Raw genomic sequence first — 22582 nt, 5'->3', positions numbered from 1 at the left:
GAGGACACCGGGCACCGCGCACTCAGGCGGTGCCCGCCCGCCGCAGTACCGTCACCGCCTTGCGGGCCGCCACCAGGACGGGGTCCCAGACCGGTGAGAACGGCGGGGCGTAGCCCAGGTCCAGGGCGGTCATCTGGTCCACCGTCATCCCGGCCGTGAGCGCCACGGCCGCGATGTCCACACGCTTGGCCGCCCCCTCCCGGCCCACGATCTGTACACCGAGGAGCCGCCCCGTGCGGTACTCCGCGAGCATCTTCACCGTCATGGGCTGCGCCCCCGGGTAGTAGCCCGCCCGGCCCGTCGACTCGATCGTCGCCGTGACGAACCGCAGGCCCACCGCGCGGGCGTCCTTCTCCCGCAGCCCGGTGCGGGCGATCTCCAGATCGCACACCTTGCTCACCGCGGTGCCCACCACCCCCGGGAACGTCCCGTAGCCGCCGCCCACATTGGCCCCGATGATCTGGCCGTGCTTGTTGGCATGGGTGCCCAGCGCGATATGGCGGGTACGGCCCGCCACCAGGTCGAGGACCTCGACACAGTCGCCGCCCGCATAGATGTTGTCGTGCCCGACGACCCGCATCGACAGATCGGTGAGCAGGCCGCCGTGCGGGCCCAGCGGGAGGCCGACGGCCCGCGCCAGCGTCGTCTCCGGCTCCACACCGATACCGAGCACCACCACGTCCGCCGGGTAGGAGGCGTCGCCCGCGGCGACGGCGCGGACCCGGCCGTCCGGGCCGGTGCGGATCGCGGTGACCTCGGCCCGGTTGACCGTGGTGATGCCCAGGCCGTCCATCGCGTCATGGACCAGCCGCCCCATGTCGGGGTCGAGCGTCGCCATCGGCTGCTCGCCGCGGTTGAGCACGGTCACCTCGAAGCCGTGCTTCAGCATCGCCTCCGCCATCTCGACACCGATGTAGCCCGCCCCGACGACGACCGCCCGCCTGCGCCCCGGCGCCACCCGGTCCAGCGACTCCAGCAGCGCCTGCCCGTCGTCCAGCGTCTGCACCCCGTGCACCCCGGGCGCGTCCATGCCGGGCAGCGCCGGACGCACCGGCCGGGCGCCCGTCGCGATCACCAGCTTGTCGAAGCCCGTCCAGTACGTCTCACCGGTCTCCCGGTCCAGGGACCGCACCCGTCGCCCGGCCACATCGATCTCCGTGACCTCTGTTCGCATCCGCAGGTCGATGTCGCGGGCCCGGTGCTCCTTCGGCGTACGGGCGATGAGGTCGTCCCGCTCCGTGACGTCGCCACCGACCCAGTACGGGATGCCGCAGGCGGAGTACGAGGTGAAATGGCCCCGCTCGAAGGCGACGATGCTCAGCTCGTCGGGACCCTTGAGCCTGCGGGCCTGGGACGCGGCGGACATGCCCGCCGCGTCACCACCGATGATCACCAGTCGCTCCGCCGTCATGCCTGGTCCCTTCGACACCGAGTCCGAAGGGACCACGCTACGACGCCGGGGGCGTGGACGAGGACTCGGACCGCTCGGCCGCCCGCCGCGCACGGCGTCCGGGCAGGCGGCCCGGGAGCAGCCGCCACAGCAGCAGGAGTACGGCGGCCGCGGCCAGGAACGGGGCCGCGGCACCCACCGCCATCGCGAGCCACCGCAGCATCGTGACGAACGCGTGCCAGCCACCGCCGAGCGCGTCCAGGAAACCGGGGTCGTCGTCGTCCTTCGCCGCCGTCTCCGGCTCGGAGAGGTCGAGCGTGATCGTGGCGAGCGTGGTGCGGTCCTTCAGCGACTCCTGCTGGGCGAGCAGCGACTCCAAGGTGGCCTGACGACTGCTCAGTTCACCTTCCAGCGTGACCACATCGGTGAGCTTCTCGGCCCGGTCCATCAGCTTGCGCACCCGCGCCACACTCGCCCGCTGGGTGGCGATCCGGCTCTCCACGTCGACCACCTGGTCGGTGACGTCCTTCGCGGACGACGTGCGCGACAACAGCTTCCCGGCGCCCGCGAGATCCCGCAGCGCCGCGTCGTACTCGCCCTGTGGAACGCGTAGCACAATATGTGACATTTCATGCGTTTCGTCGACCCGCTCCGTCTCCTCGCGGGCCACCAGACCGCCCGAACTCTCCGCGACCGAGCGGGCGGCCGCGGCGGCCTTCGGCACGCTCTTCACCTCCACCGAGAGCGTGGCGGTACGGATGACATGGGTGCTGGCGGGCAGGGCGTCGGGCTTCTTCCGCTCCGCCGACGAACCGCCGGCCTCCTGCGGATCCTGCGCCGTCTTCCCGGCCGCGGTGTCCGCGGCGCCCCGCTCGTCCGCGGAGATCGCCTTCTTGCTGTCCCCGGAACTCGCGTCGCTCGCACTGTCGGCGGCGCCGCAGCCGCTCAGTGCCAGGAGGCCGGCCAGCAGCCCGGCGGCCAGGATCGTGCGCGAACGACGGACGGCTGAACGGCCAGGATGCCGGTCTGTCTGCATAACTGCTCCCCCGAGGTGGGTGGTTGATGGTGCCGGTTCGACGTGTGGGGCGGTGGTGCGGGTTGCCGATACCGGTTTCGAAGCGGTCACGTTCAGGACTCGGAAGAGGTTTGAGAGAGTGGAGGCATGCAGCGTTCAATAAACCGCGCGGACACAGACACGGGTCATGTCGTCGTCATCGGCGGTGGCATCGCCGGTCTCGCCGCCGCCCACCGGCTCCTCGGGGCCGGGCTGCGGGTCACCCTCCTCGAGGCCACCGACCGGCTCGGCGGCAAACTCATGACCGGTGACATCGCGGGTACCCGGGTCGACCTGGGCGCCGAGTCGATGCTCGCCCGGCGCCCCGAAGCGGTCGCCCTGGCGCGCGCCGTCGGGCTCGGCGACCGCCTCCAGCCGCCCGCCACCGCCACCGCATCGGTCTGGACGCGCGACGCCCTGCGGCCGATGCCCAAGGGCCATGTGATGGGCGTACCCGGCGACCCGGCGGCGCTCAGCGGGGTGCTCTCCCCGGAGGGCCTCGCGCGCATCGCACAGGAGCGCGACCTCACCCCGACCACGGTCGGCGACGATGTCGCGGTCGGCGCGTACGTCGCCGACCGGCTGGGCCGCGAGGTCGTCGACCGGCTCGTGGAACCGCTGCTCGGAGGCGTGTACGCGGGCGATGCCTACCGGATCTCGATGCGCGCCGCCGTACCGCAGCTCTTCGAGGTGGTGCGGGAGGGCGGCGCGCTGCTCGACGGTGTCCGGCGCATCCAGGAGCGGGCCGCGGCCCGGCAGCAGACCGGACCGGTCTTCCAGGGCATCGAGGGCGGCATCGGCACCCTGCCGTACGCGGTCGCCGACGCCGTACGCGCGGTGGGCGGGGAGATCCTGACCGCCACCCCCGTCCTCGGCCTGACCCGTACCGCCGACGGCTGGGACGTCCGCACGGACACCCGGGTGATCACCGCCGACGGCATCGTGCTCGCCGCCCCGGCCTGGTCCGCCTCCACCCTGCTCGCCGCCGAGTCCCCGGCCGCCTCCGCCGAGCTCGCCGGTGTCGAGTACGCGTCGATGGCGCTCGTCACCATGGCGTTCCGCCGCTCCGACGTGGCCGCCACCGGCGCACTCGACGGACGCTCCGGCTTCCTCGTACCGCCGGTCGACGGCCGCACCATCAAGGCCTCCACCTTCTCCACCCACAAGTGGAACTGGGTCGCCGACTCCGCCCCCGGCCTGTTCGTCCTGCGCACCTCCGTCGGCCGGTACGGCGAGGAGGACCACCTGCACCGGGAGGACAGCGAGCTGGTCGACGTATCGCTGCGTGACCTTGCCGAGGCGACCGGACTGGCCGCGAAGCCCGTGGACACCGAGGTCACCCGGTGGATCGGCGGACTGCCCCAGTACCCCGTGGGCCACCTCTCCCGGGTCGCCCGGATCCGTGACGAGGTCGCCAAGCTGCCCGGCCTGCGGGTCTGCGGAGCGGTCTACGACGGGGTCGGCATCCCGGCGTGCATCGCGAGCGCCCACCGTGCCGCCGACGAGATCGCCCGCGACCTCACCGGCGGGTCCGGGGAAGAGATCATCGCCACGTCGACCCTGGTTCAGGGCACACGGAGCGAGGCGGGACAATAGCCGTATGAGTGCGCCTGAGAAGATCCCCAACGCCGGTAAGAAGGCCAAGGACCTCAACGAGGTCATCCGCTACACGCTGTGGTCCGTCTTCAAGCTGCGCGATGTCCTGCCCGCGGACCGTGCCGGTTACGCCGACGAGGTCCAGGAGCTGTTCGACCAGCTCGCGGCGAAGGACATCACCGTCCGCGGCACCTACGACCTCTCCGGTCTGCGTGCCGACGCCGACATCATGATCTGGTGGCACGCCGAGACCGCGGACGAGCTGCAGGAGGCGTTCAACCTCTTCCGGCGCACCAAGCTGGGCCTGGCGCTGGAGCCGGTCTGGTCGAACATGGCGCTGCACCGCCCCGCCGAGTTCAACAAGTCGCACATCCCGGCGTTCCTGGCCGACGAGACGCCGCGCAACTACATCAGCGTCTACCCCTTCGTGCGCTCCTACGACTGGTACCTGCTGCCGGACGAGGACCGTCGCCGCATGCTCGCGGACCACGGCAAGATGGCCCGTGGCTACCCTGACGTCCGGGCCAACACCGTCGCCTCCTTCTCGCTCGGCGACTACGAGTGGATCCTCGCCTTCGAGGCCGACGAGCTGCACCGCATCGTCGACCTGATGCGCCACCTGCGGGCCTCCGAGGCGCGGATGCACGTCCGCGAGGAGGTCCCGTTCTACACGGGGCGCAGGAAGTCGGTTGCAGACCTGGTGGCCGGACTCGCGTAGCGAGCGGGCTCCGACCACCCCAACCCGGAAGATCAGACGACGGGCACCGGCGCGTTCTGCGCTGCCCGTCGTTCCAGCGACACCGGGTTCGGCTCCGGGTTCGCCGCAGGCTCCTACCTGCGGCGACCCCGGAACCCACAGAGCAGCACGCAGTCGCCGGCGGACACTGCCGGCCGCGCCGGGACGTCGGCCACACCTCGTCAGTGATCAGCTGGACGGACGGTGGACTCCGAACGCGGCCCGCAGCGCCGGATCGTCCACGGCGCGCACACCCCGTACGGCAATCGCCGCCAGGACGCCATGGTCCTCCGCCGCCGGGATCTCGGTCGCGGTAAGCAGTCGCTGCCCGGCGGGTGAGGCCCAGGAGCTGTACGGATGGATCTCCATCCGGGCGATGATCAGACAGCCCAGCGTCAGTGCGAGCGGCAGCCCGAACCAGACGAGCAGCGGGACCACCGGACCTTCGGCGCTGCGTTCCTGACCGGGTATCAGCAGCGCGACAGCGCCCATCGCCGCCACCAGCAGAGCCGCGCCGCGCACCGCCCGGACCGCGGCGGCGACATCGGTTCCGGCGCCGCCGGGGACGGCCAGCCCCGCGGTGACGAGTCGGTCGGCCAGGGCGCGCACCGTTTCGGCGGTCGCCGCAGCTGTCCGTACAGGCGGTATGGGGGACTGGCCCTGCGGGCCGATGGCACGGATCACCGTGCGCTCCATCTCGTCCCGGCCCTCCGGGTCGACGACTGTCGCCCACCCGGTGTGGGCGAGCAGCAGTCGCCGCCGCAGATGCATGGTGACCAGTGCCAGATCGACCACCCGGTGCGGGCCGCCGGCCAGGAACGCGGTCTCGTACAGGGTCAGTTCAGGAGCGTCCGGCACCTTCCGTACAGAATCCGCGGATGCGTCGTGCAGCAGCCCCGTGCGGGCGGCGACGACACAGAGCCGGATACACGAGATGGCTGCCGCACCCCACGCGACCAGCAGAAACAGTAACCAGAGCATGGCGGATTCCTATGCGGGACGGGCGTGGGACGCCATGGCCTGTTCATCATGCGGACGGTTCGGCGGCGTGGGCCGGGCAGCGGGACGCCGCCGTCGCTCAGGAGCTGCTGCCACAACTCGACCCACCACCGCAGCTGGAACCGCTGCTGCTGGAGCAACTGGAGCCGCTCGACCCGCCGCAGCCGGACCCCGAGCTGCAACTGGATCCCGAACCACAGCTCGACCCCGAACTGTACCCGCCGCCACCTCCGCTGCTGCCACCGTCATTGAGGCTTCCGCAACTGCCTTTGCCGGGGCCCGTACCGGCGCACCACACCGCCGGCGCGACGAACATGCCGGAGGAGTCCGAGGACGAGGACGAGCGCGAGCCCGAGTGCAGGGGCCGTCCCGCCGGGCGCATCCGGGCCGCCGCGATCAACTGCGTCTGCAGTGCGGGATCGGGGAGGGCCCGCAGTCCGTGCGTGGCCACCAGATGGGCCGGGTGCGGGTTGCACGCATGGGCGGTGCGGTACGCCTCGGCGGCCCGGCGCCCCGCCTTGGTGACCTGCCCCCGGGCGACGGCGGCGCAGACGAAGCCGATCGGGAAGCCGACCAGCAGGAAGGGGAGGACTTTGACGATGAACGGTACGGAGAAGTCCACGTCGGCTGCGTAGTCGGCCGTGGACTGCACAGCCGTCATCACGACCGTGAGCGGGATGGCCAGCACACAGACCAGCCCCTGCGCGATGCCCCAGCGGCGCCACGTACGGCTCGACGTGGGTGAGGCCAGCAGACCGCGGGCCGCGAGCCCGTCGCCGATCTCCTGCACCGCGGGGTGCCGCATCACGGCGTCGCGCAGGGTGTGCAACGCGCCACTGGGTGCCATGACGTGTTCCTGGAGCACCGCACGCTCCACCGGGTCACGGGCCTCCGCCTGCTGGACGGCGACGATGCCGGGACCGCCGATGGCGAGCCGCCCGTCCGTCTGCATCGCGGTGAGCGCGGTGTCCACCACTCTGCCCGGACCACCGTTCAGGAAAGCGACTTCGAAAAGGTCGTGGGCGGGGCCGCCGGACCCGCCACGGGCACGCGTGAGCCCCACGATCAGGAGGACCGACGAGACCACGATGCCGAGATCCACCAGCACTGCGAGGGTGTTCATGCCGGTCACCTTCCGACCAGGGCCGCGCGGGCCGCTCGTACCAGCCGGGTGGAGCGGCGCGGCGGTCGCGCGGCGGCCCGGTCCTGCCACCAGTGGGTCAGCCGGCGCCGTGCCGCGTCGTCGGTGGGCCGGCCGGCGATCAGCAGTCCCTCGGCGAAGTCCAGCGCGTCGCGCCGGTAGCCGGCGGACATGGGACGGGTCCTGGCGTACGCGAGGAAGGCGTCCCGGTAGCCGGCGCCCAGAATCTCCGGCAGCTCGGGTGCCACCTTGGCGACGACCCCGGCCCGCTTGGCGGCCAGGGCACGGCTCTGGATCCCGAGACGGCGGTGGTCGAAGCCCTGCGGGGCGGGGGTGCCCGCGACGAGGGCGGAGAGCAACGCGGTCTGGGCGACCGCGACCCGGTCGCGCACGGATTCCGGGGACGGACCGGGGCTCCGGGCAGGTCGCGATACGGATCTCCCGGCGCGCGCCGACGCGCCGGCGCCGAGGGCAGCCGCCCGGTCCAGCGCGGCGCGGATCGTGATCAGTTCGCCCGCCAGCTCCTCGGCCGGCGGGAAGTCGTCGTCCCGTTCCAGGAGTACGCCGGGCGGGTCGACCCGGGAGCGGAGTTCGGCGAGGACGTCGAGCACGGGCTCGGTGACCGGGTGGGCGTGGGTGTCGTGCCAGACGCCGTCCTTCTCGACGCCGCCCGCCACATGTACATACGCGATGGCCTCCACCGGCAGCTCGTCGAGCGCGGTGGCCGGGTCCTCGCCGCGGTTGACGTGGTTGGTGTGCAGATTGGCGACATCGATCAGCAGCCGGACGCCGGTGCGCTCGACCAGCTCCGCCAGGAACTGCCCTTCGGTCAGTTCCTCGTCGGGCCAGGAGATCAGCGCCGCGATGTTCTCCAGTGCCAGCGGCACCGGCAGCGAGTCCTGCGCGATCCGTACGTTCTCGCACAGCACGTCCAGCGCGTCCCAGGTCCGCGGCACGGGCAGCAGATGGCCCGCTTCCAGCCCCGGCGAGGCGGTGCGCGGCCCCCCGGCCCGTACGAACGCGATGTGTTCGGTGACCAGCGGCGTGGAGAGCAGCTCGGCCCGGGCCGCGAGATCCGCGAGCCGGCCGGCGTCGGGGCGCTCCGACCCGCCCAGGCCGAGCGAGACGCCGTGCGGGACGACGGTGACACCACGTGCCCTGAGCCGCACCAGCGAATCGGGCAGATGGTCGGTGCAGATGTTCTCCGCGACCGCCTCCACCCAGTCGATCCCCGGCAGTGCCTCGACGGCGTCCGCGATCTCCGGCCGCCAGCCGATGCCGATTCCCAGCTTCATGTTGTCCCCCTCCTCCACTCCGTGCAGGGCTAATGGCCCTGGCGGGCGGTGGTGAATCCGAAGAGGGGGACGTTCAGAGGTTGATTTGAGGTTCCCGGTCCGGGGTGGTCAGGGCATCGGCATCGTGGAGGGCCGCGAGGTGAACGACATGTCCCCGGTCGGCTCCGCCGGCACCGGCGGTACGACTGTGCCGGCCGGAGCGGGCGGTCCCGTCGGGCCGGCGGTCGCCGCGCCCGCCGCCTCGCGCGCGATCGCGTCGAAGTCGACGAAGCCGGTGCCCTCCGACATGGTGATGTGACCGAGCATCATCTGGTCGGCATCGGTCGCCGGCTGTCGGATCAGCGAATTGCGGGTGGTGTGTTGGATTTGGGCGATCAGAGCGAAGACCTTGCCGTGCGCGTTCCTCAGCAGATTGGCGAACTTGCGCTCGTACTCCTGGCCGCGCGCCGCCATCAGCTCGCGCAGCCGGCCCTGCTGCTGCTCCGTCGGCTGGTTCGGTAGCTCCACACCGAGCTTGGCCGCCACGTCCCGGGCCCGGCGGTCCAGATCCGTGTGCCCGACCACCAGGTGGTCCCCGGCCGCTCTGATCCCCTGGGTCGGAGCGCGCTCGATGGCCTGCTGCCCGGCGGGCAGTTGCCAGAGTCCGGCGAGGCGCACCTTCATCAGGAGGTCCCGGTCGGTCGCGGAGAGCGGACCCCACTGGATGGCGACGGTCGAGGCGTCCGGATTGGCGTGGCCGGTGCCCGAGTGGTCGGCACAGGACCGGACGGGACAGGCGAGCGCGCCGAGCGTGGCGACGAGCGCCGCGATGATGAGGGCCGTTCCGTCGATGCGTCGCAACAAGGTCTCTCCCGGGCCGAGGCGTGACGGCGTCGAACACTGCCGGTACGGCAGTACCGGGAGGTACGTATCACCGCACCGGGACGTTCAACGGGCCCGGCGGACAAGGGGGAGCGGCCCCCGCCCCCGCTCAGCCGCGCAGCGCCGGATGGTCGGCGACCACGGTGCACGACCCCGGAGCGATCTCGGTGAATCCGGCGTCACGCACCACCGGAAGCCCACTCACCGTGAGTTCCTGCCAGCGGCCCGCCTCCGAAGCGGCGACCGACAGCGGGAAGCCCGCCTCGCGCCATGCCTTGCGCTCCGTCTCCGGCAGCTCCCACCAGGCGAGCTGCGCACCGTGCCCGGCCTGTGCCATCGCCTTGCCCGCCGACATGTCCAGCTCCGGGTTCAGCCACAGCACCGGGCCCGCGGGACCGGGTGCGGCCGGCGGCTCGGGGTCGTCCAGATCCGTCCCCGACACCTGGAGCTTCGCCAGCTCCTTCGGCCAGCCGTCCAGAGGCACCGGCGGGTAGACCCGGACCTCGGCGCTCTCGCCGGTGACCGTGATGCCGGGCAGCGCGGACGCCTTGCGCCACTCCGCGCCGCGCGCCCGTCGCACCACCTTGCGGATCCGGGCGTCCTGCCAGTCCCGCATCGCCTGCGCCCACTCGCCCTCGCCGGCCGACCGCTCGTCGGAGAGCATCACGAGCACCGCGCGGGCGGCGGTCCGCAGCGCGTCGGTACGGGCCGGGGGAGCCGTCTTCTCGATGTGCACGACCAGCGGCAGCACGAACTGCTGGGCCTCGTCGCGACGCGTCCGCTCGGACCTGAACGGGCTGTCCGCCGCGGGGGAGTAGGACGTGGCCGGGGATTCCGACGGGGATACGGGGGTGTCGTTGTCGCTCACTCGTCCCAGTCTGCCAGCCGCCCGAGAAACGCTTCTTGGCGGAATGAATCGCTCCGGGTGAGGATGCACCGCATGAAGAGCGATCTCTTTTCCAGTGAGAACATGGCGCAGCAGGCAACCGCCCCCGGGATGGCCCTGCAGAACGCCAAATCCATCAAGTACGCCGTCAACGGCGAGATGCACGCCCGCCAGGGATCGATGATCGCCTTCCGCGGTGATCTGCAGTTCGAGCGCAAGGGCCAGGGCCTCGGCGGCATGCTCAAGCGCGCCGTCACCGGTGAAGGGATGCCGCTGATGGCGGTCCGCGGCCAGGGCGAGGCCTGGTTCGCGCACGAGGCCGCCAACTGCTTCATCGTGGACATGGAGCAGGGCGACGTCCTCACCATCAACGGCCGCAACGTGCTCTGTTTCGACGCCACGCTCTCCTACGAGATCAAGACCGTGAAGGGCGCCGGGATGACCGGCGGCGGCATCTTCAACACCGTTTTCACCGGATATGGCAAGCTCGGCCTCATGTGTGAGGGCCACCCCATCGTGATACCCGTCACGCCCCAGCAGCCGGTCTGCGTCGACACGGACGCGGTGGTCGGCTGGAGCGCCAACCTGACCACATCGCTGCACCGCTCGCAGAGCTTCGGCTCCATGATGCGCGGCGGGTCCGGAGAGGCCGTCCAACTGCGGCTGGACGGGGAAGGATTCGTGATCGTACGGCCCAGCGAGCTCAAGCCCGAGAAGGCATCGGCCAACTGAACCTGAGCGGGGTGGGCCGCCGGTACGGCCTCGGCGGACCATGGGTGCTGCGCGGGGTCGACCTCGACCTGCCCCCGCACACCCTGATCCGCATCGAGGGTGCCAACGGCACCGGCAAGTCGACGCTGCTGAGGCTGCTCGCCGGGATCGATGCCCCGACGGAGGGCCGGATCACCGGCCGCAGGCCCCGTACGGCATACGTGCCCGAGCGCTTCCCGGCCGCGCTGCCGTTCACCGCGGCCGGGTACCTGGTCCACCTCGGCCGGATCCACGGCCTGCGGACCTCCGAGGCGGCGGACCGGGCGCAGTCGTGGCTCGCCCGTTTCGGGGCCGCCGGCCATGCCCGTACACCTCTTCCGGAACTCTCCAAAGGGACCAGCCAGAAGGTCGCCGTCGCCCAGGCGCTCCTCGCCGAACCGGAGCTGCTGGTCCTGGACGAGGCGTGGACCGGCCTGGACGCCGCGGCCCGCGACGAGCTGGACCGGGCCGTGGCCGAGCGGGTCGCGGCGGGCTCCACTGTCGTCTTCGTCGACCACGACCCGCGCCGGCTCGCCGGGGCGATCGACGCCGCGTTCCGGGTCGAGGGGCACGGGCTCGCCGCCGTACCCGTCGTGCGAGCCGCGGGGACCGGGCCGCAGGTACACATCGAGGCGGCGGGCCCACCGGGCGCCGCACTCCCCGCCGGGCTGCCGGGTACGCCCGAGCGCACGCCCGCGGCAGACGGGGCCGTACGGCTCACCGTCGCGGCCGCGCACTCCGACGCGCTGCTGCGCGCCCTGCTCGCCGCACGCCCGCCCTGGCACATCCGACAGCTGACGACCGCCTCGGGCAACGTCCCGCAGCCCGAGGCCGCTCCGCATACGAAGGCCGCCCCGACCCCCAGTGCCCGCTCGACCCCCGAGGCACCATGACCGCCCTCCTCCGCTACCAGACCGCCCTGCTGATCCGCTCCCAGCGCTGGCTCGCCCCCGTTCTGCTGTACGCGGCCTTCCTCGGCATCGGCGTGCAGTCGGGGCAGCCCGTCCTCGACTCGCTCGGATACGCCGCCGCCGGGCTCCTGCCCATCACCGCCTGGCTCGTACAGCTCTGTGTCAACCAGGAGCCGCCCGCCGCCCGAGCCGTCACCGCCGCGGTGGCGGGATCGCCGCGGGTCCATCTGGCGTCGCTGCTCGCCGCGCTCGGGTGCGCCGGGCTGCTGGGCGCGGCCGCCACCCTGATCGTGCTGCTGATCAGCAAGCCGGCCGGCGCCGACAACGCCGTCCGGGTACCACTGCTGCCCGCCGGGCTCGCCGGACTGCTCGCCGCCGTCTGCTGCGTGCTGCTGGGGGCGGCTGTCGGTGCGCTGTGCACCCGGCCGCTGCTGCACCGGCGCGGCTGGTCCGTCGTCACCACCGTGCTCGCCGCACTGCTGGCCCTGGTGACCGGCGGCTCGCCCGCGAACCACGCCGTGACGGGCCTGGTCACCGGCTCGCAGACCGGCACGGTGCATGTGCCGCTCCTGCCGTTCGTCGCCGCCGCCGCTCTCGCAGCGGCGGCGGCTGCGCTCGCCTGCAGGCTCACTTCGCTGCGCGGCTGAGTAGGCTCGTACGCATGGATGAGCGCATCGACGTACGCATGGACGAGTCGTACTGCGGAACGCCTGCCGTGGCCCCCGCATCCGACGCGGGACCTCCGTACGCTGAGTGCGTGCTGTGCCGGAAGCCGACGGAGTACCCGGAGTCGGTCAAGGGCATAACGCTCTGCCCGGTCTGCGAATGGCAGGAGGCCCAGCGCACGGCGTGCTCCGGCTAGGACCGACCGGCAAATGGGGGGGCGTCGGGGGGCTGGGCACGCACTCCCCCAAGGCCTTAAGGGCCAGGGGGGACCCCCTCCGGCGTTGTCGTCAGTCGACAACTTCCCCGAGCTCTCGGCTTCGCTCGAGCAGGGGAGACCCCATCGCGTTGGCTCAATCCTCCGCCTTGCAACTGCACGCACTCAGCCCCGCTCCTTCTCCCACCCCCCATTTGCCGGTCGGTCTAGGTCCGTGTTCGCATCAGGTCGGAGACCTTCACGAAGCGGAACCCGCGCTCGCGCAGCTCCGGGACCACCTGGCGCACCGCCTCTTCCGTGACCGGCGCCGCGCTGCGGGTGCAGTGCATGACGACCACCGAGCCCGGCTTCACCCCGTCCAGCACCTGCTGCGCCACCGCGTCCGCGTCCGTCGCGAACGCGTCGCCGCTGACGACGTCCCACTGCACCGCCGTCACCTTCTCGGGCGCGAGCGCGCGCAGCGCCGCATCGTCGTAACAGCCGCCGGGGAAGCGGAAGTACGGCACCACATTGCGCACACCGGCCTTTCGGAACGCGGCGAAGGCCCGTTCCACATCGCCGTACATATCGCCCTTCGCTACGCTCGGCAGTCCATAGCAGGGGGACTTGAAGGCGTAGTGGCTGTACGAGTGGTTGGCGATCTCGAAGAGCGGATCGGTCCCGATGGACCGGGCCTGCGCCGGGTACTCATCGGCCCACCGCCCCGTCATGAACACCGTCGTGGGAACCTTCAACCGGCGTAGCAGCGCGATCAGTCCGGGGTTGTCGAAGTGTTCGCCCGCGGCCGCGCGCGGCCCCTCGTCGGCCGTCATATCGGCGTCGAAGGTCAGCGCCACCACCTTCTCGGCCGTCTTGGCCCCGCGCGTGAAGACCGGCGTCAGCGCGCCCGGGCCCGGTGTCATGGTGGGCGGCTGCTTCGTTGCGGCGAGGGTCGCGCTCACGGACGGCGGTGCCGAGGTCGCGTGCGACGGTGTATGGGCGACAACGGGAGTACGGCCCGCGGTCGGGGAGGCTCCGGGGCTCCCGCAGCCGGCGAGGCTGCCGAGTACCGCGCCCAAGACAGTCAGAGCCGTCAGATTCCGTACAGAGTTCGTCACTCACGGAAAGTATCGGACTATCTGACCAATAGTTGTATGTGGTGCTCCTCCGCATCGTTATCGCTCTCGGATTCACTCCGGCTGTCGAGCCACCGCCGAGAAGTTTCCGATCAGTCGTCGAGCAGATGTTCCGCGGTGAAGCCGAAGAGCCGCCGCGCGGCCGTGGTGTCCACCGGCGCGGTACGCCCGGGCAATGGGCGCAGGAGCCGGGCGGTGGGGTGACAGCGGCGCAGCAGCTCTTCGGTCGGGAACGGCACGAGGGTCTCGGGCCCGGTATCGGTGTCGTCATCGACCGCAACGAGGCCCGCAAGTACCGGGCCACTGCTGCTGAGCGACCTCATCTGCGCGCGGCGGACGGGGCGTTCACCAATTGGTAGAAGGCTTCGCAGGAGCCCGGCCCCGCAGTGCGCAGGGGGCGGGCAACAGCTGCCCACCCCCTGCGCGTCAGCGCATCAGCGCCACGGCCCCGTCACCGCGAACGTCGTTCCCGGCGTATAGCAGTTGACGAACATCGTCCCGCCGTCCGGAGCGAACGTGACCCCGGCGAACTCGCCCCACGCGGGCTCCTCGGACGTCCCGATGTTCTGCCGGCCCCGCGCCATCGCGTACACCTCGCCGCCCCGTGTCAGGCCGAACACATGCTGCGCGCCGTCGCCGTCCTCGCACACCATCAGTCCGCCGTCGGACGCCAGGCAGATGTTGTCGGGAGACTCGCCGGGCAGTTGCACGTCCGTATCGGGACCGAAGACGATCACCAGCGTGAGACGGCGCCGCTTCGGCTCGTACTTCCACACCTGGCCGTAGTGGTCGGCCGCCGAACCCTGCGAGCTGTGCGCGAAACTGGAGACGAAGCAGACCGCGGAACCGCCCCAGTAGCAGCCCTCCAGCTTCTGCGCGTGCGTGATGCCCTTCGGGCCGAAGTCCTGGAACCGGATCGGGGTCCCGGCCGCCTGCGGATCCGGCACGGGAACCCACTCGACGCCCTCGAAACTCGCACCGGTCTCCTGGATCACGGAGAGGTCGGGGACGCCGGGCACCCGCATGGCCTCCAGATGGCCGCCGGCCCGCAGCGAGCCCGTCCCGCCGAGCGGTTTGTTCGGCAGGAAGCGGTAGAAGAGCCCGAACGGCTTGTCGAACGCGTCCTCCGTCTCGTACACGATCCCGCTCTTCGGGTCGATCGCGATCGCCTCGTGCTGGAAGCGGCCCATCGCGGTGAGTGGCACGGCCCCGGTGCGGTGCGGATCGGCGCCGTCCACTTCGAAGATGAAGCCGTGGTCCTTGGTGTAGCCGTTGGTGCCGGCCTTGTCCTCGGTCTCCTCGCAGGTCAGCCAGGTGTTCCAAGGGGTGCGGCCGCCCGCGCAGTTCACCGCCGTACCGGCGATGGCGACACGTTCGCCGAGGACGTTGTTGCGGCCGTCCAGCTCCAGGGCCGTACAGCCGCCCTTGCCCATCGGGTCGTAGGTGAGGCCCTCGACGGCCGGGACCGGGATTCTTCCGGTGGCGCGGTTCTCGTGATTGCGTACGAGACGGACGTGTCCGTGCCGGCCCGTGAAGGCGGCCATGCCGTCGTGGTTGCTGGGGACCTGGCCCTCGCCGGAGCGGAGCGGGTCGCCCTCCCGGGACAGGACCCGGTAGCGGAAGCCCTTCGGGAGGTCGAGCAGACCGTCCGGATCGGGCACGAGAGGGCCGTAGCCGCCGTGTCCACGGGCGGCGGCGGTACCCGCGAAGAGTTCGCTGAACGCCCCGGCGAAGGCGATCGAGGCAACGGCCGCGCCGCTGCCGGCCAGGACCTGTCGTCGTGTTGCGAGGTGTCGTGCTGCTGCTGATGACATGAGGCAACTCCCTGCTGGCGGACAGGAGAAGTGACCCGCATGTGTGTACCACGCGTATCGCCGCGCGGGAACCATGCGGGTCACTGAGCCTCGTGCGCGTCACGCGCCCACAGGGGCTCGTGGGGTCAGGCCAGGGACGCGGTGAGCGTGATCGTGGTGCCCGTGAGCGCCTGGCTGACCGGGCAGTTGGCCTTGGCGTCCTCGGCGGCCTTGACGAAGCCCGCCTCGTCGAGACCAGGCACCTCGCCCTGGACCGTGAGGTGAATACCGGTGATGCCGGTACCGGGCTGGAAGGTGACCTCGGCCCGGGTGTTCAGCCGGGTCGGCGGGGTGCCGGCGGTGGCCAGGCCGTTGGACAGCGCCATCGAGAAGCAACTGGAGTGGGCTGCGGCGATGAGCTCCTCGGGGCTGGTCTTTCCGTTCGCCTTCTCCGCGCGGGACGGCCAGGAGACCTCGTAGTCGCCGATGCCGGAGGAGTCGAAGGTGACGACTCCCTTGCCCTCGATCAGGTTGCCTTCCCAGACCGTGTGCGCCTGACGCGTGGTAGCCATGCTGGATCCCTTCAAACGGTGTGCGGTGATACGGGAGAATCGAGGCGCGCCGGGGCACCTCGGGTGGTACGCCCCGAACCTACTGCGCCACCAGACCCTTTGCGTCGCGCGCCAGCGCCGTCAGCCGGGAGATCGCCCGGAAGTACTTCTTCCGGTACCCGCCGTTCAGCATCTCCTCACTGAACAGCTTGTCGAACGGGACCCCGGAGGCGAGCACCGGAACCTCCCGGTCGTACAGCCGGTCGGCGAGGACGACGAGCCGCAGCGCGGTCGACTGGTCCGGCACCGGCTGGACCTCGGTGAGGCAGACCGCCCGCAGTCCGTCCGTCAGTGCGCCGTAGCGGCTCGGATGCACCCGGGCGAGATGGTCGAGGAGCGAGGGGAAGTCGTCCAGACTGGCGCCCTCGGTGGCGTACGCGGCCTTGGTGACCTGCTCGTCGGAGTACGGCGCGGGGGCCTCGGGCAGCCCGCGGTGGCGGTAGTCCTCGCCGTCGATCCGCAGCGGGCGGAAGTGCGAGGACAGTCCCTGGATCTCCCGCAGGAAGTCGGCGGCCGCGAACCGGCCCTCACCGAGCTTGCCGGGCAGCGTATTGGAGGTGGCGGCGAGCGCGACCCCCGCCTCGACCAGCCTGCTGAGCAGCGACGACACCAGCACCGTGTCGCCCGGGTCGTCCAGCTCGAACTCATCGATGCACAGGAGCCGGTGCCCGCTCAGCGTCTGCACGGTCTGCTGGAAGCCCAGCGCGCCCACAAGGTTTGTCAGCTCGACGAAGGTGCCGAACGCCTTCAGAGACGGCGCGGCGGGCGTGGCGTGCCAGAGGGAGGCCAGCAGGTGCGTCTTGCCGACGCCGTAGCCGCCGTCGAGGTAGACCCCGAGGGGTGCCCCGGGCGCCGCCGGCTTCTTGCTGAACCGCTCACCCGTCGCCCGCCACCACCCCTTTGAGGATGCGCCTCGCGCTCTTCTGTTCTTGCCGGAGCCGGTGGCGTGCGCCCCGCCCAGCCCGGTCGCGAAGCCGCTCAGGACCTTGACCGCCTCGACCTGGCTCGGCTGGTTGGGGTCCGGGACATACGTATCGAAGCGTACGGAGTCGAAGCGCGGCGGCGGCACCATCTCGGCGACCAGGCGGTCGGCGGGGACGTGCGGCTCAAGGGCACACAGGGACAGCGGGGCCGTTTCGGCTATGGGGCTCTGCCCCGGCACGGCGGTGGAGGACGACACAACTCTCAACCTTAAGCGCCGTGCCAGACTGCAGAACATGCGACGCCTCTTCCCTGTGACCGACCTGACACCGGCTGACGACGAGGGGGAGTGGAGTCTGGACCATCTGGCCGACGCCTACGCGTACCCCGAGCAGGACGGCCCCTGGCTGCGCGCCAACATGGTTTCGACGCTCGACGGCGCCGCTCAGCACGACGGGCGCTCGCAGCCGATCTCCTGCGAGAGCGACATGCGGATCTTCGGCACCCTGCGCGGTCTGGCCGATGTGGTCGTGGCGGGGGCGGAGACCGTACGGCTGGAGGGCTACCGGCCCGCCAGGGCCCGCGAGGCCTTCGCCGCCCGCCGGGCAGCGGCCGGGCAGGGGCCCGCACCGGCGATCGCCGTGGTGAGCGGCAGCCTGGACCTGGACTTCTCGTTGCCGCTCTTCGTCTCGCCGCTCGTCCCGACTCTCGTGCTGACCGGCAACGGAGCCCCTGCGGACCGGATCGAGGCGGCGCGGAAGGCGGGCGCCGAGGTGGTGATCGCGGGGGAGGGCTCCCGGGTGGATCCCGCCAGGGCCGTACGTGAGCTGGCGGACCGCGGACTCAAGAGGTTGCTGACCGAGGGCGGACCCAGGATGCTGGGCCAGTTCGTGGCGGCCGGGGTGCTGGACGAGCTCTGTCTGACCCTCTCGCCGATGCTGACCGCCGGAGAAGCGCAGCGGATCGCCGGTGGCCCCTCGGTGGCCGTGCCGGAACGATTCGCCCTGACGTCGATGCTGGAAGAGGCCGGGTTCCTCTTCACCCGATACCGTCGAATCTGACAATCGGCGGAATTTGCCGTTCCGGTTAGCTTCCGGTGGGCACAATTACTCGCAGACCCCGTGGGAGAACGGGGAAGGATGGTTTCAGCAGAGACCGGCGACGGTTACTGAAGCAGAAGGGCGCCCGTGGTGTTCACCAGCGTTTTGATGATCGAGAAGCCCCTCACTTCCGAGGACGTCGAGTTCGTCACCACCCTGCACGGGGAGGAGCGGACCTCCTTCGTCGTGCTCATGCAGCCGCGCGGTGACCAGGCCGATGTGCTGTTGCGGGCCATCGACGACCTGGCGATGGGCGAACTGAAGGAAGCCGCCCGGGAGGGGGAGGAGCCGGAGGGCAAGAATGCCAGGCAGTCCGCCGAACTGGCGCTCGAAGTGTCGCTCGAGGCCCTGCGGCAGGCAGGCTCCGAAGCGGTCGGGCAGGTGATCGAGGAGCACCCGCTGGACAAGCTGAAGTCCGTGGTCGACGACGCGGAGGCCGATGAAGTCATCGTGCTGACCGCGCCCCATTACGTGGAAGAGTTCTTCCACCGGGACTGGGCGTCCAGGGCCCGGCACAAGGTCGGCGTACCGGTGCTCAAGCTCTTCGCGCACAGCGAATAGGCTGGGCGGGTACTCGTTTCGACTTCTGGGGAGACACACGCATGGCACCCGGTATTCCTGCCGCCATGGAACGACCGCACTTCATCGGCATCGGCGGCGCCGGAATGTCGGGCATCGCGAAGATCCTCACCCAGCGCGGTGCGAAGGTCGCGGGCAGTGACGCCAAGGAGTCGGGAACGGCCGAGGCGCTGCGGGCACTGGGGGCGACCGTCCACATCGGGCACGCCGCCGGACATCTGGCGGACGACGCCTCGTGCGTGGTCGTCTCCAGCGCCATCCGCGCCGACAACCCGGAGCTGGTGCGCGCCGCCGAGCTGTCGATCCCCGTCGTGCACCGCTCCGACGCGCTGGCCTCCCTGATGGGGGGCCTGCGCGCGATCGCGGTGGCCGGTACGCACGGCAAGACGACCACCACATCGATGCTGGCCGTCGCCCTGTCCGAGCTGAATCTCGACCCCTCGTACGCCATCGGCGGCGACCTCGCGGGCCCCGGCACCAACGCCGCGCACGGCGAGGGCCAGATCTTCGTCGCCGAGGCGGACGAGAGCGACCGCAGCTTCCAGAAGTACGACCCCGAGGTCGCGATCGTCCTCAACGTCGAGCTGGACCACCACGCGAACTACGCCTCGATGGACGAGATCTACGAATCCTTCGAGACGTTCGCAGGCAAGATCGTCCCCGACGGCACCCTGGTGATCGCCGCCGACCAGCCCGGCGCCGTCGAGCTGACCGAACGGGTGCGTGCCCTGTCCTCGGTGAAGGTCGTCACCTACGGCGAGTCCGAGACCGCCGACGTACGCGTCCACAAGGTCACCCCGCGCGGTCTGACCAGCGAGGTCACGGTCATCCTGAACGGGAAGTACCTCACGTTCACGGTCTCCGTGCCCGGCCGCCACTACGCCCACAACGCGGTCGCGGCCCTCGCCGCCGGTGTCGCCCTCGGTATCCCGGCCCACAACCTGGCCTCGGCCCTCGGCAAGTACACCGGGGTCAAGCGCCGCCTCCAGCTCAAGGGCGAGGCCGCGGGCGTGCAGGTCATCGACTCGTACGCACACCACCCCACCGAGATGACCGCGGACCTCGAAGCGATGCGCGGTGCCGCATCCGACGCCCGCCTCCTGGTCGTCTTCCAGCCCCACCTCTTCTCCCGCACCCAGGAGCTGGGCGCAGAGATGGGCCAGGCCCTCGCACTGGCCGACGCCTCCGTGGTCCTGGACATCTATCCGGCCCGCGAGGACCCGATCCCCGGCATCACCAGTGACCTGATCATCGACGCCGCGAGGTCCGCGGGCGCCGATGTCACCGCCGTCCACGACAAGGCGGCGGTCCCCGAGGTCATCGTGGGAATGGCGAAGCCCGGCGACCTCGTTCTCACCATGGGGGCGGGCGACGTCACGGACCTCGGCCCGCAGATCCTGGACCACCTGTCGAGCTGAGGGAGCGACGTGTCGTACGACATCGAGAAGCCGGACGAGCAGTGGCGTGCGGAGCTGACGCCCGCCGAGTACACGGTCCTGCGCCAGGCCGGCACCGAACCCGCCTTCGTCGGCGAGTACACCGACACCAAGACCACGGGCGTCTACTCCTGCCGCGCCTGTGACGCGGAGCTGTTCCGCTCCGACACCAAATTCGAGTCGCACTGCGGCTGGCCGTCCTTCTACGACCCGAAGGAAACGGACGCGGTCGAACTGATCCAGGACCGCAGCCACGGCATGGTCCGCACCGAGGTCCGCTGCGCCCGCTGCGGATCGCACCTCGGCCATGTCTTCGAGGGCGAGGGCTACCCGACCCCGACGGACCAGCGGTACTGCATCAACTCGATCTCGCTGCGGCTGACGCCCGACGAGGGCTGACAGCCACGACCTGAGCGAGGGCTGACGCCGGGCGTCAGCCCTCGTCCTCGCCCTCGGGGTTCTCCGGCCGCAGCAGCGGGTGGGCGACCCCCGGGAAGACCCTGGCCCGCACGACCGGCTCCGCGGACCCGCCCTGGACGACCGTCTCGGCGACACCCCACGGCCGGCCGGGCAGCACGACCGTCAGGATGTACGAGGACGCGCAGCCCGTGCAGTCGTAACGGTCCGCCCAGGTCTCCACGTCCGTGACACTGCCGGGGTAGCGCGCCATATGCCGGTGCAGCGCGTGGCAGCGCTCGCACCGCTCGCCCGGCTCGCACGTACCACCGCAGGGGCACGGCACGTCGAGGGAGTCGGCGGGGCGCCAGCGCTGGGTGAGGACGGCCTCACGCGTGGCGCCCATGTCCTTCATCGCCTTCAGATTGCGGGCGGCGACGTTGTACGACTCGCCGGTCGAGGCCATCCGGTCCCGGATGACGTCCTTGCGTCCGCGGTTCGTCGTCATGGCTTCCTCATCTGTTCCTCCGGCGGTTCACGCAGCCCGTCAGGAGGCCCACGAGATCGTACGGTCTACGGTACCGGTCGCTCCGAGGAAGCCGTGACGTATGTCCGGCCGGGTCCGGAAGCTCAGGACGGGCCGCAACCTCACCGCCATCCTTCAGTGCGCCCGGGTGTGCCTCAGCTCGTGCTGGAATTGCTGGAACGGCACGCTGTCCGGGAAAGCCCATTCATCGCCCTGCCGCGCACGAGCGACTGGAATTCTTTCCGGTCACGCCACTATGAACTGATGCGCCCTCTCGCTACCCTCCGCGCATGATTTCCACGGTTGTCTGGGGTACTGGCAACGTCGGCCGCGCGGCGATCCGTGCCGTCGATGCCCATCCGGCGCTGACGCTCACTGCCGTGCTCGTCCACAACCCCGACAAGGTCGGCCGCGACGCGGGCGACCTCGGAGGGCTCGACCGCGGTCTGGGGGTTGCCGCGACCGACGACATCGACAGTGTGCTGGCCTCCGGTCCCCAGGCGGTGGTGTACGCGGCGTCCGGCGACATCCGCCCCGACGAGGCCCTCACCGACATCATCAGGGCCATCCGGGGCGGAGCCGTAGTCGTCACCCCTGCGGTGTACGCGCTCTACGACCAGCTGGGCGCCCCGCCGGAGTTGCGGGATCCGGTGCTGGCCGCCATCGCCGAGGGCGGCGGCTCGCTGTTCGTCTCCGGTGTCGACCCCGGCTGGGGCAACGACGTGCTGCCGCTGCTGATCAGCGGACTCGGCACCACCGTGGACGTGATCCGCTGTCAGGAGATCTTCGACTACTCCACCTACGACCAGGAGGACTCGGTCCGGTACTTGGTCGGCATGGGACAGCCGATGGACTATGAGCCGCTGATGCTCGCGCCGACGGTCCCCACGATGGTCTGGGGCGGCCAAGTGCGGCTGATGGCCAGGGCCCTCGGTGTCGAACTCGACGACATCCGCGAGACGTTGGACCGGCGCCCTCTTGAGACCGCGGTGAGTACCAGGACGATGGGCGAGTTCGAGGCGGGCACCCAGGGCGCTGTCCGGTTCGAGGTGCAAGGCATCGTCGAGGGCGAACCCCGCATCATCATCGAGCACATCACGCGCATCCATCCGTCCTGCGCACCGGACTGGCCGACGCCGCCCGACGGCGACGGCGCACATCGGGTGGTCATCGAGGGCCGCCCGCGCATCGAGGTCACGGTCGAGGCCACCGACGAGGGCGAGAACCGGTCCGCGGGCGGGAACGCCACCGCAGTCGGCAGGCTCGTGAGCGCCATCGACTGGCTTGTGGGCGCGGAACCCGGACTTTACGACGCGCTCGACGTCCCACTGCGCCCCGCAGTCGGCAGGCTCGGAAGGAGACAACGTTGACTTCCTCCCCCTCGCGAGCGAGGGGGATTCCTACGGCTCGCGCCGTGGGGGTTTCTGCTTCGTCGCCGACTGCCCGCTCGGAGAACTCCGTTGAGGTCTTACACCAGCTCCACAGACTGTCGCCGCCAGCCCGGCGGCCAAAAGGTTCTTCGCTGCGTTCACGTCCCGGTCGTGGGTCGTTCCGCAGTCGCACGTCCAGGTACGGACGTGCAGCGGTATCTTCTCGGCGAGGGTGC

25 protein-coding genes are annotated in these 22582 nt (G+C 70.9%); 11 read left to right on the top strand and 14 right to left on the bottom strand.

Going from position 1 to position 22582, the window contains the following annotated elements; translation table 11 throughout:
* Window positions 1-22 precede the first annotated feature (22 nt).
* Window positions 23-1411, bottom strand: coding sequence for an FAD-dependent oxidoreductase (locus ACZ7IB_RS29580; protein ID WP_470916851.1), 1389 nt, complete (start codon window positions 1409-1411; stop codon window positions 23-25).
* Between the two features lie 37 nt (window positions 1412-1448).
* Window positions 1449-2426 carry a DUF4349 domain-containing protein gene (locus ACZ7IB_RS29575; protein WP_470916850.1) on the bottom strand — a complete coding sequence of 326 codons (978 nt, stop codon included), beginning with the start codon at window positions 2424-2426 and terminating at the stop codon, window positions 1449-1451.
* Between the two features lie 126 nt (window positions 2427-2552).
* Here ACZ7IB_RS29575 and hemG point away from each other — a divergent pair, with 126 nt between their 5' ends.
* Window positions 2553-4040: a protoporphyrinogen oxidase gene (gene hemG / locus ACZ7IB_RS29570; protein ID WP_470916849.1), complete on the top strand. Its 1488-nt coding sequence runs from the start codon at window positions 2553-2555 to the stop codon at window positions 4038-4040.
* A gap of 4 nt (window positions 4041-4044) precedes the next feature.
* A complete protein-coding gene (gene hemQ / locus ACZ7IB_RS29565; protein WP_114247285.1) occupies window positions 4045-4758 on the top strand; it encodes a hydrogen peroxide-dependent heme synthase in 714 nt (237 codons plus the stop codon).
* Window positions 4759-4965: 207 nt separating this feature from the next.
* On the opposite strand, the gene ACZ7IB_RS29560 is transcribed toward hemQ, so the two are convergent.
* The 5 genes from ACZ7IB_RS29560 to ACZ7IB_RS29540 form a co-directional block, all read right to left on the bottom strand.
* Entirely contained in the window at window positions 4966-5757 is a 792-nt protein-coding gene (locus ACZ7IB_RS29560) for a TIGR04222 domain-containing membrane protein (protein WP_470916848.1), read from the bottom strand.
* Between the two features lie 97 nt (window positions 5758-5854).
* Window positions 5855-6898, bottom strand: coding sequence for a TIGR04222 domain-containing membrane protein (locus ACZ7IB_RS29555; RefSeq protein ID WP_470916847.1), 1044 nt, complete (start codon window positions 6896-6898; stop codon window positions 5855-5857).
* A 5-nt stretch (window positions 6899-6903) separates the two neighbouring features.
* On the bottom strand, window positions 6904-8211 hold the full coding sequence (locus ACZ7IB_RS29550; protein ID WP_470916846.1) for an MbnB/TglH/ChrH family RiPP precursor modification enzyme: 1308 nt from the start codon (window positions 8209-8211) through the stop codon (window positions 6904-6906).
* A 108-nt stretch (window positions 8212-8319) separates the two neighbouring features.
* Entirely contained in the window at window positions 8320-9051 is a 732-nt protein-coding gene (locus ACZ7IB_RS29545) for a DUF4142 domain-containing protein (RefSeq protein ID WP_470916941.1), read from the bottom strand.
* A 130-nt stretch (window positions 9052-9181) separates the two neighbouring features.
* Entirely contained in the window at window positions 9182-9940 is a 759-nt protein-coding gene (locus tag ACZ7IB_RS29540; protein WP_470916845.1) for a peptidyl-tRNA hydrolase, read from the bottom strand.
* 72 nt (window positions 9941-10012) lie between these two features.
* On the opposite strand from ACZ7IB_RS29540, the gene ACZ7IB_RS29535 reads away from it, so the two are divergent.
* From ACZ7IB_RS29535 to ACZ7IB_RS29520, 4 genes are read left to right on the top strand one after another with little or no spacing between them, the layout of a single operon-like run.
* Entirely contained in the window at window positions 10013-10690 is a 678-nt protein-coding gene (locus ACZ7IB_RS29535) for an AIM24 family protein (RefSeq protein ID WP_470916844.1), read from the top strand.
* Window positions 10687-11601 (top strand): ATP-binding cassette domain-containing protein, encoded by a 915-nt coding sequence (locus tag ACZ7IB_RS29530; protein ID WP_470916940.1) that lies wholly within the window; start codon window positions 10687-10689, stop codon window positions 11599-11601. The genes ACZ7IB_RS29535 and ACZ7IB_RS29530 overlap by 4 nt, the downstream gene beginning before the upstream one ends.
* Window positions 11598-12266 carry an ABC transporter gene (locus ACZ7IB_RS29525; protein WP_470916843.1) on the top strand — a complete coding sequence of 223 codons (669 nt, stop codon included), beginning with the start codon at window positions 11598-11600 and terminating at the stop codon, window positions 12264-12266. The genes ACZ7IB_RS29530 and ACZ7IB_RS29525 overlap by 4 nt, the downstream gene beginning before the upstream one ends.
* Window positions 12267-12280: 14 nt before the next feature.
* Window positions 12281-12481 (top strand): hypothetical protein, encoded by a 201-nt coding sequence (locus ACZ7IB_RS29520; protein ID WP_470916945.1) that lies wholly within the window; start codon window positions 12281-12283, stop codon window positions 12479-12481.
* 224 nt (window positions 12482-12705) lie between these two features.
* Here ACZ7IB_RS29520 and ACZ7IB_RS29515 read toward each other — a convergent pair whose 3' ends face one another.
* From ACZ7IB_RS29515 to zapE, 5 genes are all read right to left on the bottom strand, one after another.
* On the bottom strand, window positions 12706-13575 hold the full coding sequence (locus tag ACZ7IB_RS29515; RefSeq protein ID WP_470916939.1) for a polysaccharide deacetylase family protein: 870 nt from the start codon (window positions 13573-13575) through the stop codon (window positions 12706-12708).
* 131 nt (window positions 13576-13706) lie between these two features.
* Complete coding sequence (locus tag ACZ7IB_RS29510) at window positions 13707-13937, bottom strand: hypothetical protein (protein ID WP_470916842.1); 231 nt, start codon at window positions 13935-13937, stop codon at window positions 13707-13709.
* A gap of 111 nt (window positions 13938-14048) precedes the next feature.
* On the bottom strand, window positions 14049-15428 hold the full coding sequence (locus ACZ7IB_RS29505; protein ID WP_470916841.1) for an alkaline phosphatase PhoX: 1380 nt from the start codon (window positions 15426-15428) through the stop codon (window positions 14049-14051).
* 125 nt (window positions 15429-15553) lie between these two features.
* Window positions 15554-15979 (bottom strand): OsmC family protein, encoded by a 426-nt coding sequence (locus ACZ7IB_RS29500; protein ID WP_470916840.1) that lies wholly within the window; start codon window positions 15977-15979, stop codon window positions 15554-15556.
* Window positions 15980-16058: 79 nt separating this feature from the next.
* A complete protein-coding gene (gene zapE / locus ACZ7IB_RS29495) occupies window positions 16059-17198 on the bottom strand; it encodes a cell division protein ZapE (RefSeq protein ID WP_470916839.1) in 1140 nt (379 codons plus the stop codon).
* 37 nt (window positions 17199-17235) lie between these two features.
* Between zapE and ACZ7IB_RS29490 the strand changes: the two genes are divergently transcribed.
* From ACZ7IB_RS29490 to msrB, 4 genes are all read left to right on the top strand, one after another.
* Complete coding sequence (locus ACZ7IB_RS29490) at window positions 17236-18000, top strand: pyrimidine reductase family protein (protein WP_470916838.1); 765 nt, start codon at window positions 17236-17238, stop codon at window positions 17998-18000.
* A 147-nt stretch (window positions 18001-18147) separates the two neighbouring features.
* Entirely contained in the window at window positions 18148-18600 is a 453-nt protein-coding gene (locus ACZ7IB_RS29485; protein ID WP_351255283.1) for an indole-3-glycerol phosphate synthase, read from the top strand.
* A gap of 41 nt (window positions 18601-18641) precedes the next feature.
* A complete protein-coding gene (gene murC / locus ACZ7IB_RS29480) occupies window positions 18642-20036 on the top strand; it encodes a UDP-N-acetylmuramate--L-alanine ligase (RefSeq protein WP_470916837.1) in 1395 nt (464 codons plus the stop codon).
* Window positions 20037-20045: 9 nt separating this feature from the next.
* On the top strand, window positions 20046-20453 hold the full coding sequence (gene msrB, locus ACZ7IB_RS29475; RefSeq protein ID WP_470916836.1) for a peptide-methionine (R)-S-oxide reductase MsrB: 408 nt from the start codon (window positions 20046-20048) through the stop codon (window positions 20451-20453).
* Window positions 20454-20487: 34 nt separating this feature from the next.
* On the opposite strand, the gene ACZ7IB_RS29470 is transcribed toward msrB, so the two are convergent.
* Window positions 20488-20958: a hypothetical protein gene (locus ACZ7IB_RS29470; RefSeq protein ID WP_470916835.1), complete on the bottom strand. Its 471-nt coding sequence runs from the start codon at window positions 20956-20958 to the stop codon at window positions 20488-20490.
* A 308-nt stretch (window positions 20959-21266) separates the two neighbouring features.
* On the opposite strand from ACZ7IB_RS29470, the gene ACZ7IB_RS29465 reads away from it, so the two are divergent.
* The gene (locus ACZ7IB_RS29465) at window positions 21267-22346 is read left to right on the top strand and encodes an NAD(P)H-dependent amine dehydrogenase family protein (RefSeq protein WP_470916834.1); all 1080 of its coding nucleotides are present in this window, start codon (window positions 21267-21269) and stop codon (window positions 22344-22346) included.
* Window positions 22347-22376: 30 nt separating this feature from the next.
* Here the strand turns inward: ACZ7IB_RS29465 and ACZ7IB_RS29460 are convergent.
* A partial coding sequence (locus ACZ7IB_RS29460) for a zinc ribbon domain-containing protein (RefSeq protein ID WP_470916833.1) occupies window positions 22377-22582 on the bottom strand: 206 nt, incomplete at its 5' end.

The organism is Streptomyces sp. NPDC037301 (assembly GCF_055602785.1).
The sequence above is the reverse complement of the archived record's forward strand: the minus strand, read 5'-3'. Positions and strand labels throughout refer to the sequence as shown.

Bases quoted from the DNA above. Each gene is read 5' to 3' on its own strand.
- ACZ7IB_RS29580 (WP_470916851.1), bottom strand. From the start codon at position 1,411: ATGACGGCGGAGCGACTGGTGATCATCGGTGGTGACGCGGCGGGCATG.
- ACZ7IB_RS29575 (WP_470916850.1), bottom strand. From the start codon at position 2,426: ATGCAGACAGACCGGCATCCTGGCCGTTCAGCCGTCCGTCGTTCGCGC.
- hemG (WP_470916849.1), top strand. From the start codon at position 2,553: ATGCAGCGTTCAATAAACCGCGCGGACACAGACACGGGTCATGTCGTC.
- hemQ (WP_114247285.1), top strand. From the start codon at position 4,045: ATGAGTGCGCCTGAGAAGATCCCCAACGCCGGTAAGAAGGCCAAGGAC.
- ACZ7IB_RS29560 (WP_470916848.1), bottom strand. From the start codon at position 5,757: ATGCTCTGGTTACTGTTTCTGCTGGTCGCGTGGGGTGCGGCAGCCATC.
- ACZ7IB_RS29555 (WP_470916847.1), bottom strand. From the start codon at position 6,898: ATGAACACCCTCGCAGTGCTGGTGGATCTCGGCATCGTGGTCTCGTCG.
- ACZ7IB_RS29550 (WP_470916846.1), bottom strand. From the start codon at position 8,211: ATGAAGCTGGGAATCGGCATCGGCTGGCGGCCGGAGATCGCGGACGCC.
- ACZ7IB_RS29535 (WP_470916844.1), top strand. From the start codon at position 10,013: ATGAAGAGCGATCTCTTTTCCAGTGAGAACATGGCGCAGCAGGCAACC.
- ACZ7IB_RS29525 (WP_470916843.1), top strand. From the start codon at position 11,598: ATGACCGCCCTCCTCCGCTACCAGACCGCCCTGCTGATCCGCTCCCAG.
- ACZ7IB_RS29520 (WP_470916945.1), top strand. From the start codon at position 12,281: ATGGATGAGCGCATCGACGTACGCATGGACGAGTCGTACTGCGGAACG.
- ACZ7IB_RS29510 (WP_470916842.1), bottom strand. From the start codon at position 13,937: ATGAGGTCGCTCAGCAGCAGTGGCCCGGTACTTGCGGGCCTCGTTGCG.
- ACZ7IB_RS29505 (WP_470916841.1), bottom strand. From the start codon at position 15,428: ATGTCATCAGCAGCAGCACGACACCTCGCAACACGACGACAGGTCCTG.
- ACZ7IB_RS29500 (WP_470916840.1), bottom strand. From the start codon at position 15,979: ATGGCTACCACGCGTCAGGCGCACACGGTCTGGGAAGGCAACCTGATC.
- ACZ7IB_RS29490 (WP_470916838.1), top strand. From the start codon at position 17,236: ATGCGACGCCTCTTCCCTGTGACCGACCTGACACCGGCTGACGACGAG.
- ACZ7IB_RS29485 (WP_351255283.1), top strand. From the start codon at position 18,148: ATGATCGAGAAGCCCCTCACTTCCGAGGACGTCGAGTTCGTCACCACC.
- murC (WP_470916837.1), top strand. From the start codon at position 18,642: ATGGCACCCGGTATTCCTGCCGCCATGGAACGACCGCACTTCATCGGC.
- ACZ7IB_RS29470 (WP_470916835.1), bottom strand. From the start codon at position 20,958: ATGACGACGAACCGCGGACGCAAGGACGTCATCCGGGACCGGATGGCC.
- ACZ7IB_RS29465 (WP_470916834.1), top strand. From the start codon at position 21,267: ATGATTTCCACGGTTGTCTGGGGTACTGGCAACGTCGGCCGCGCGGCG.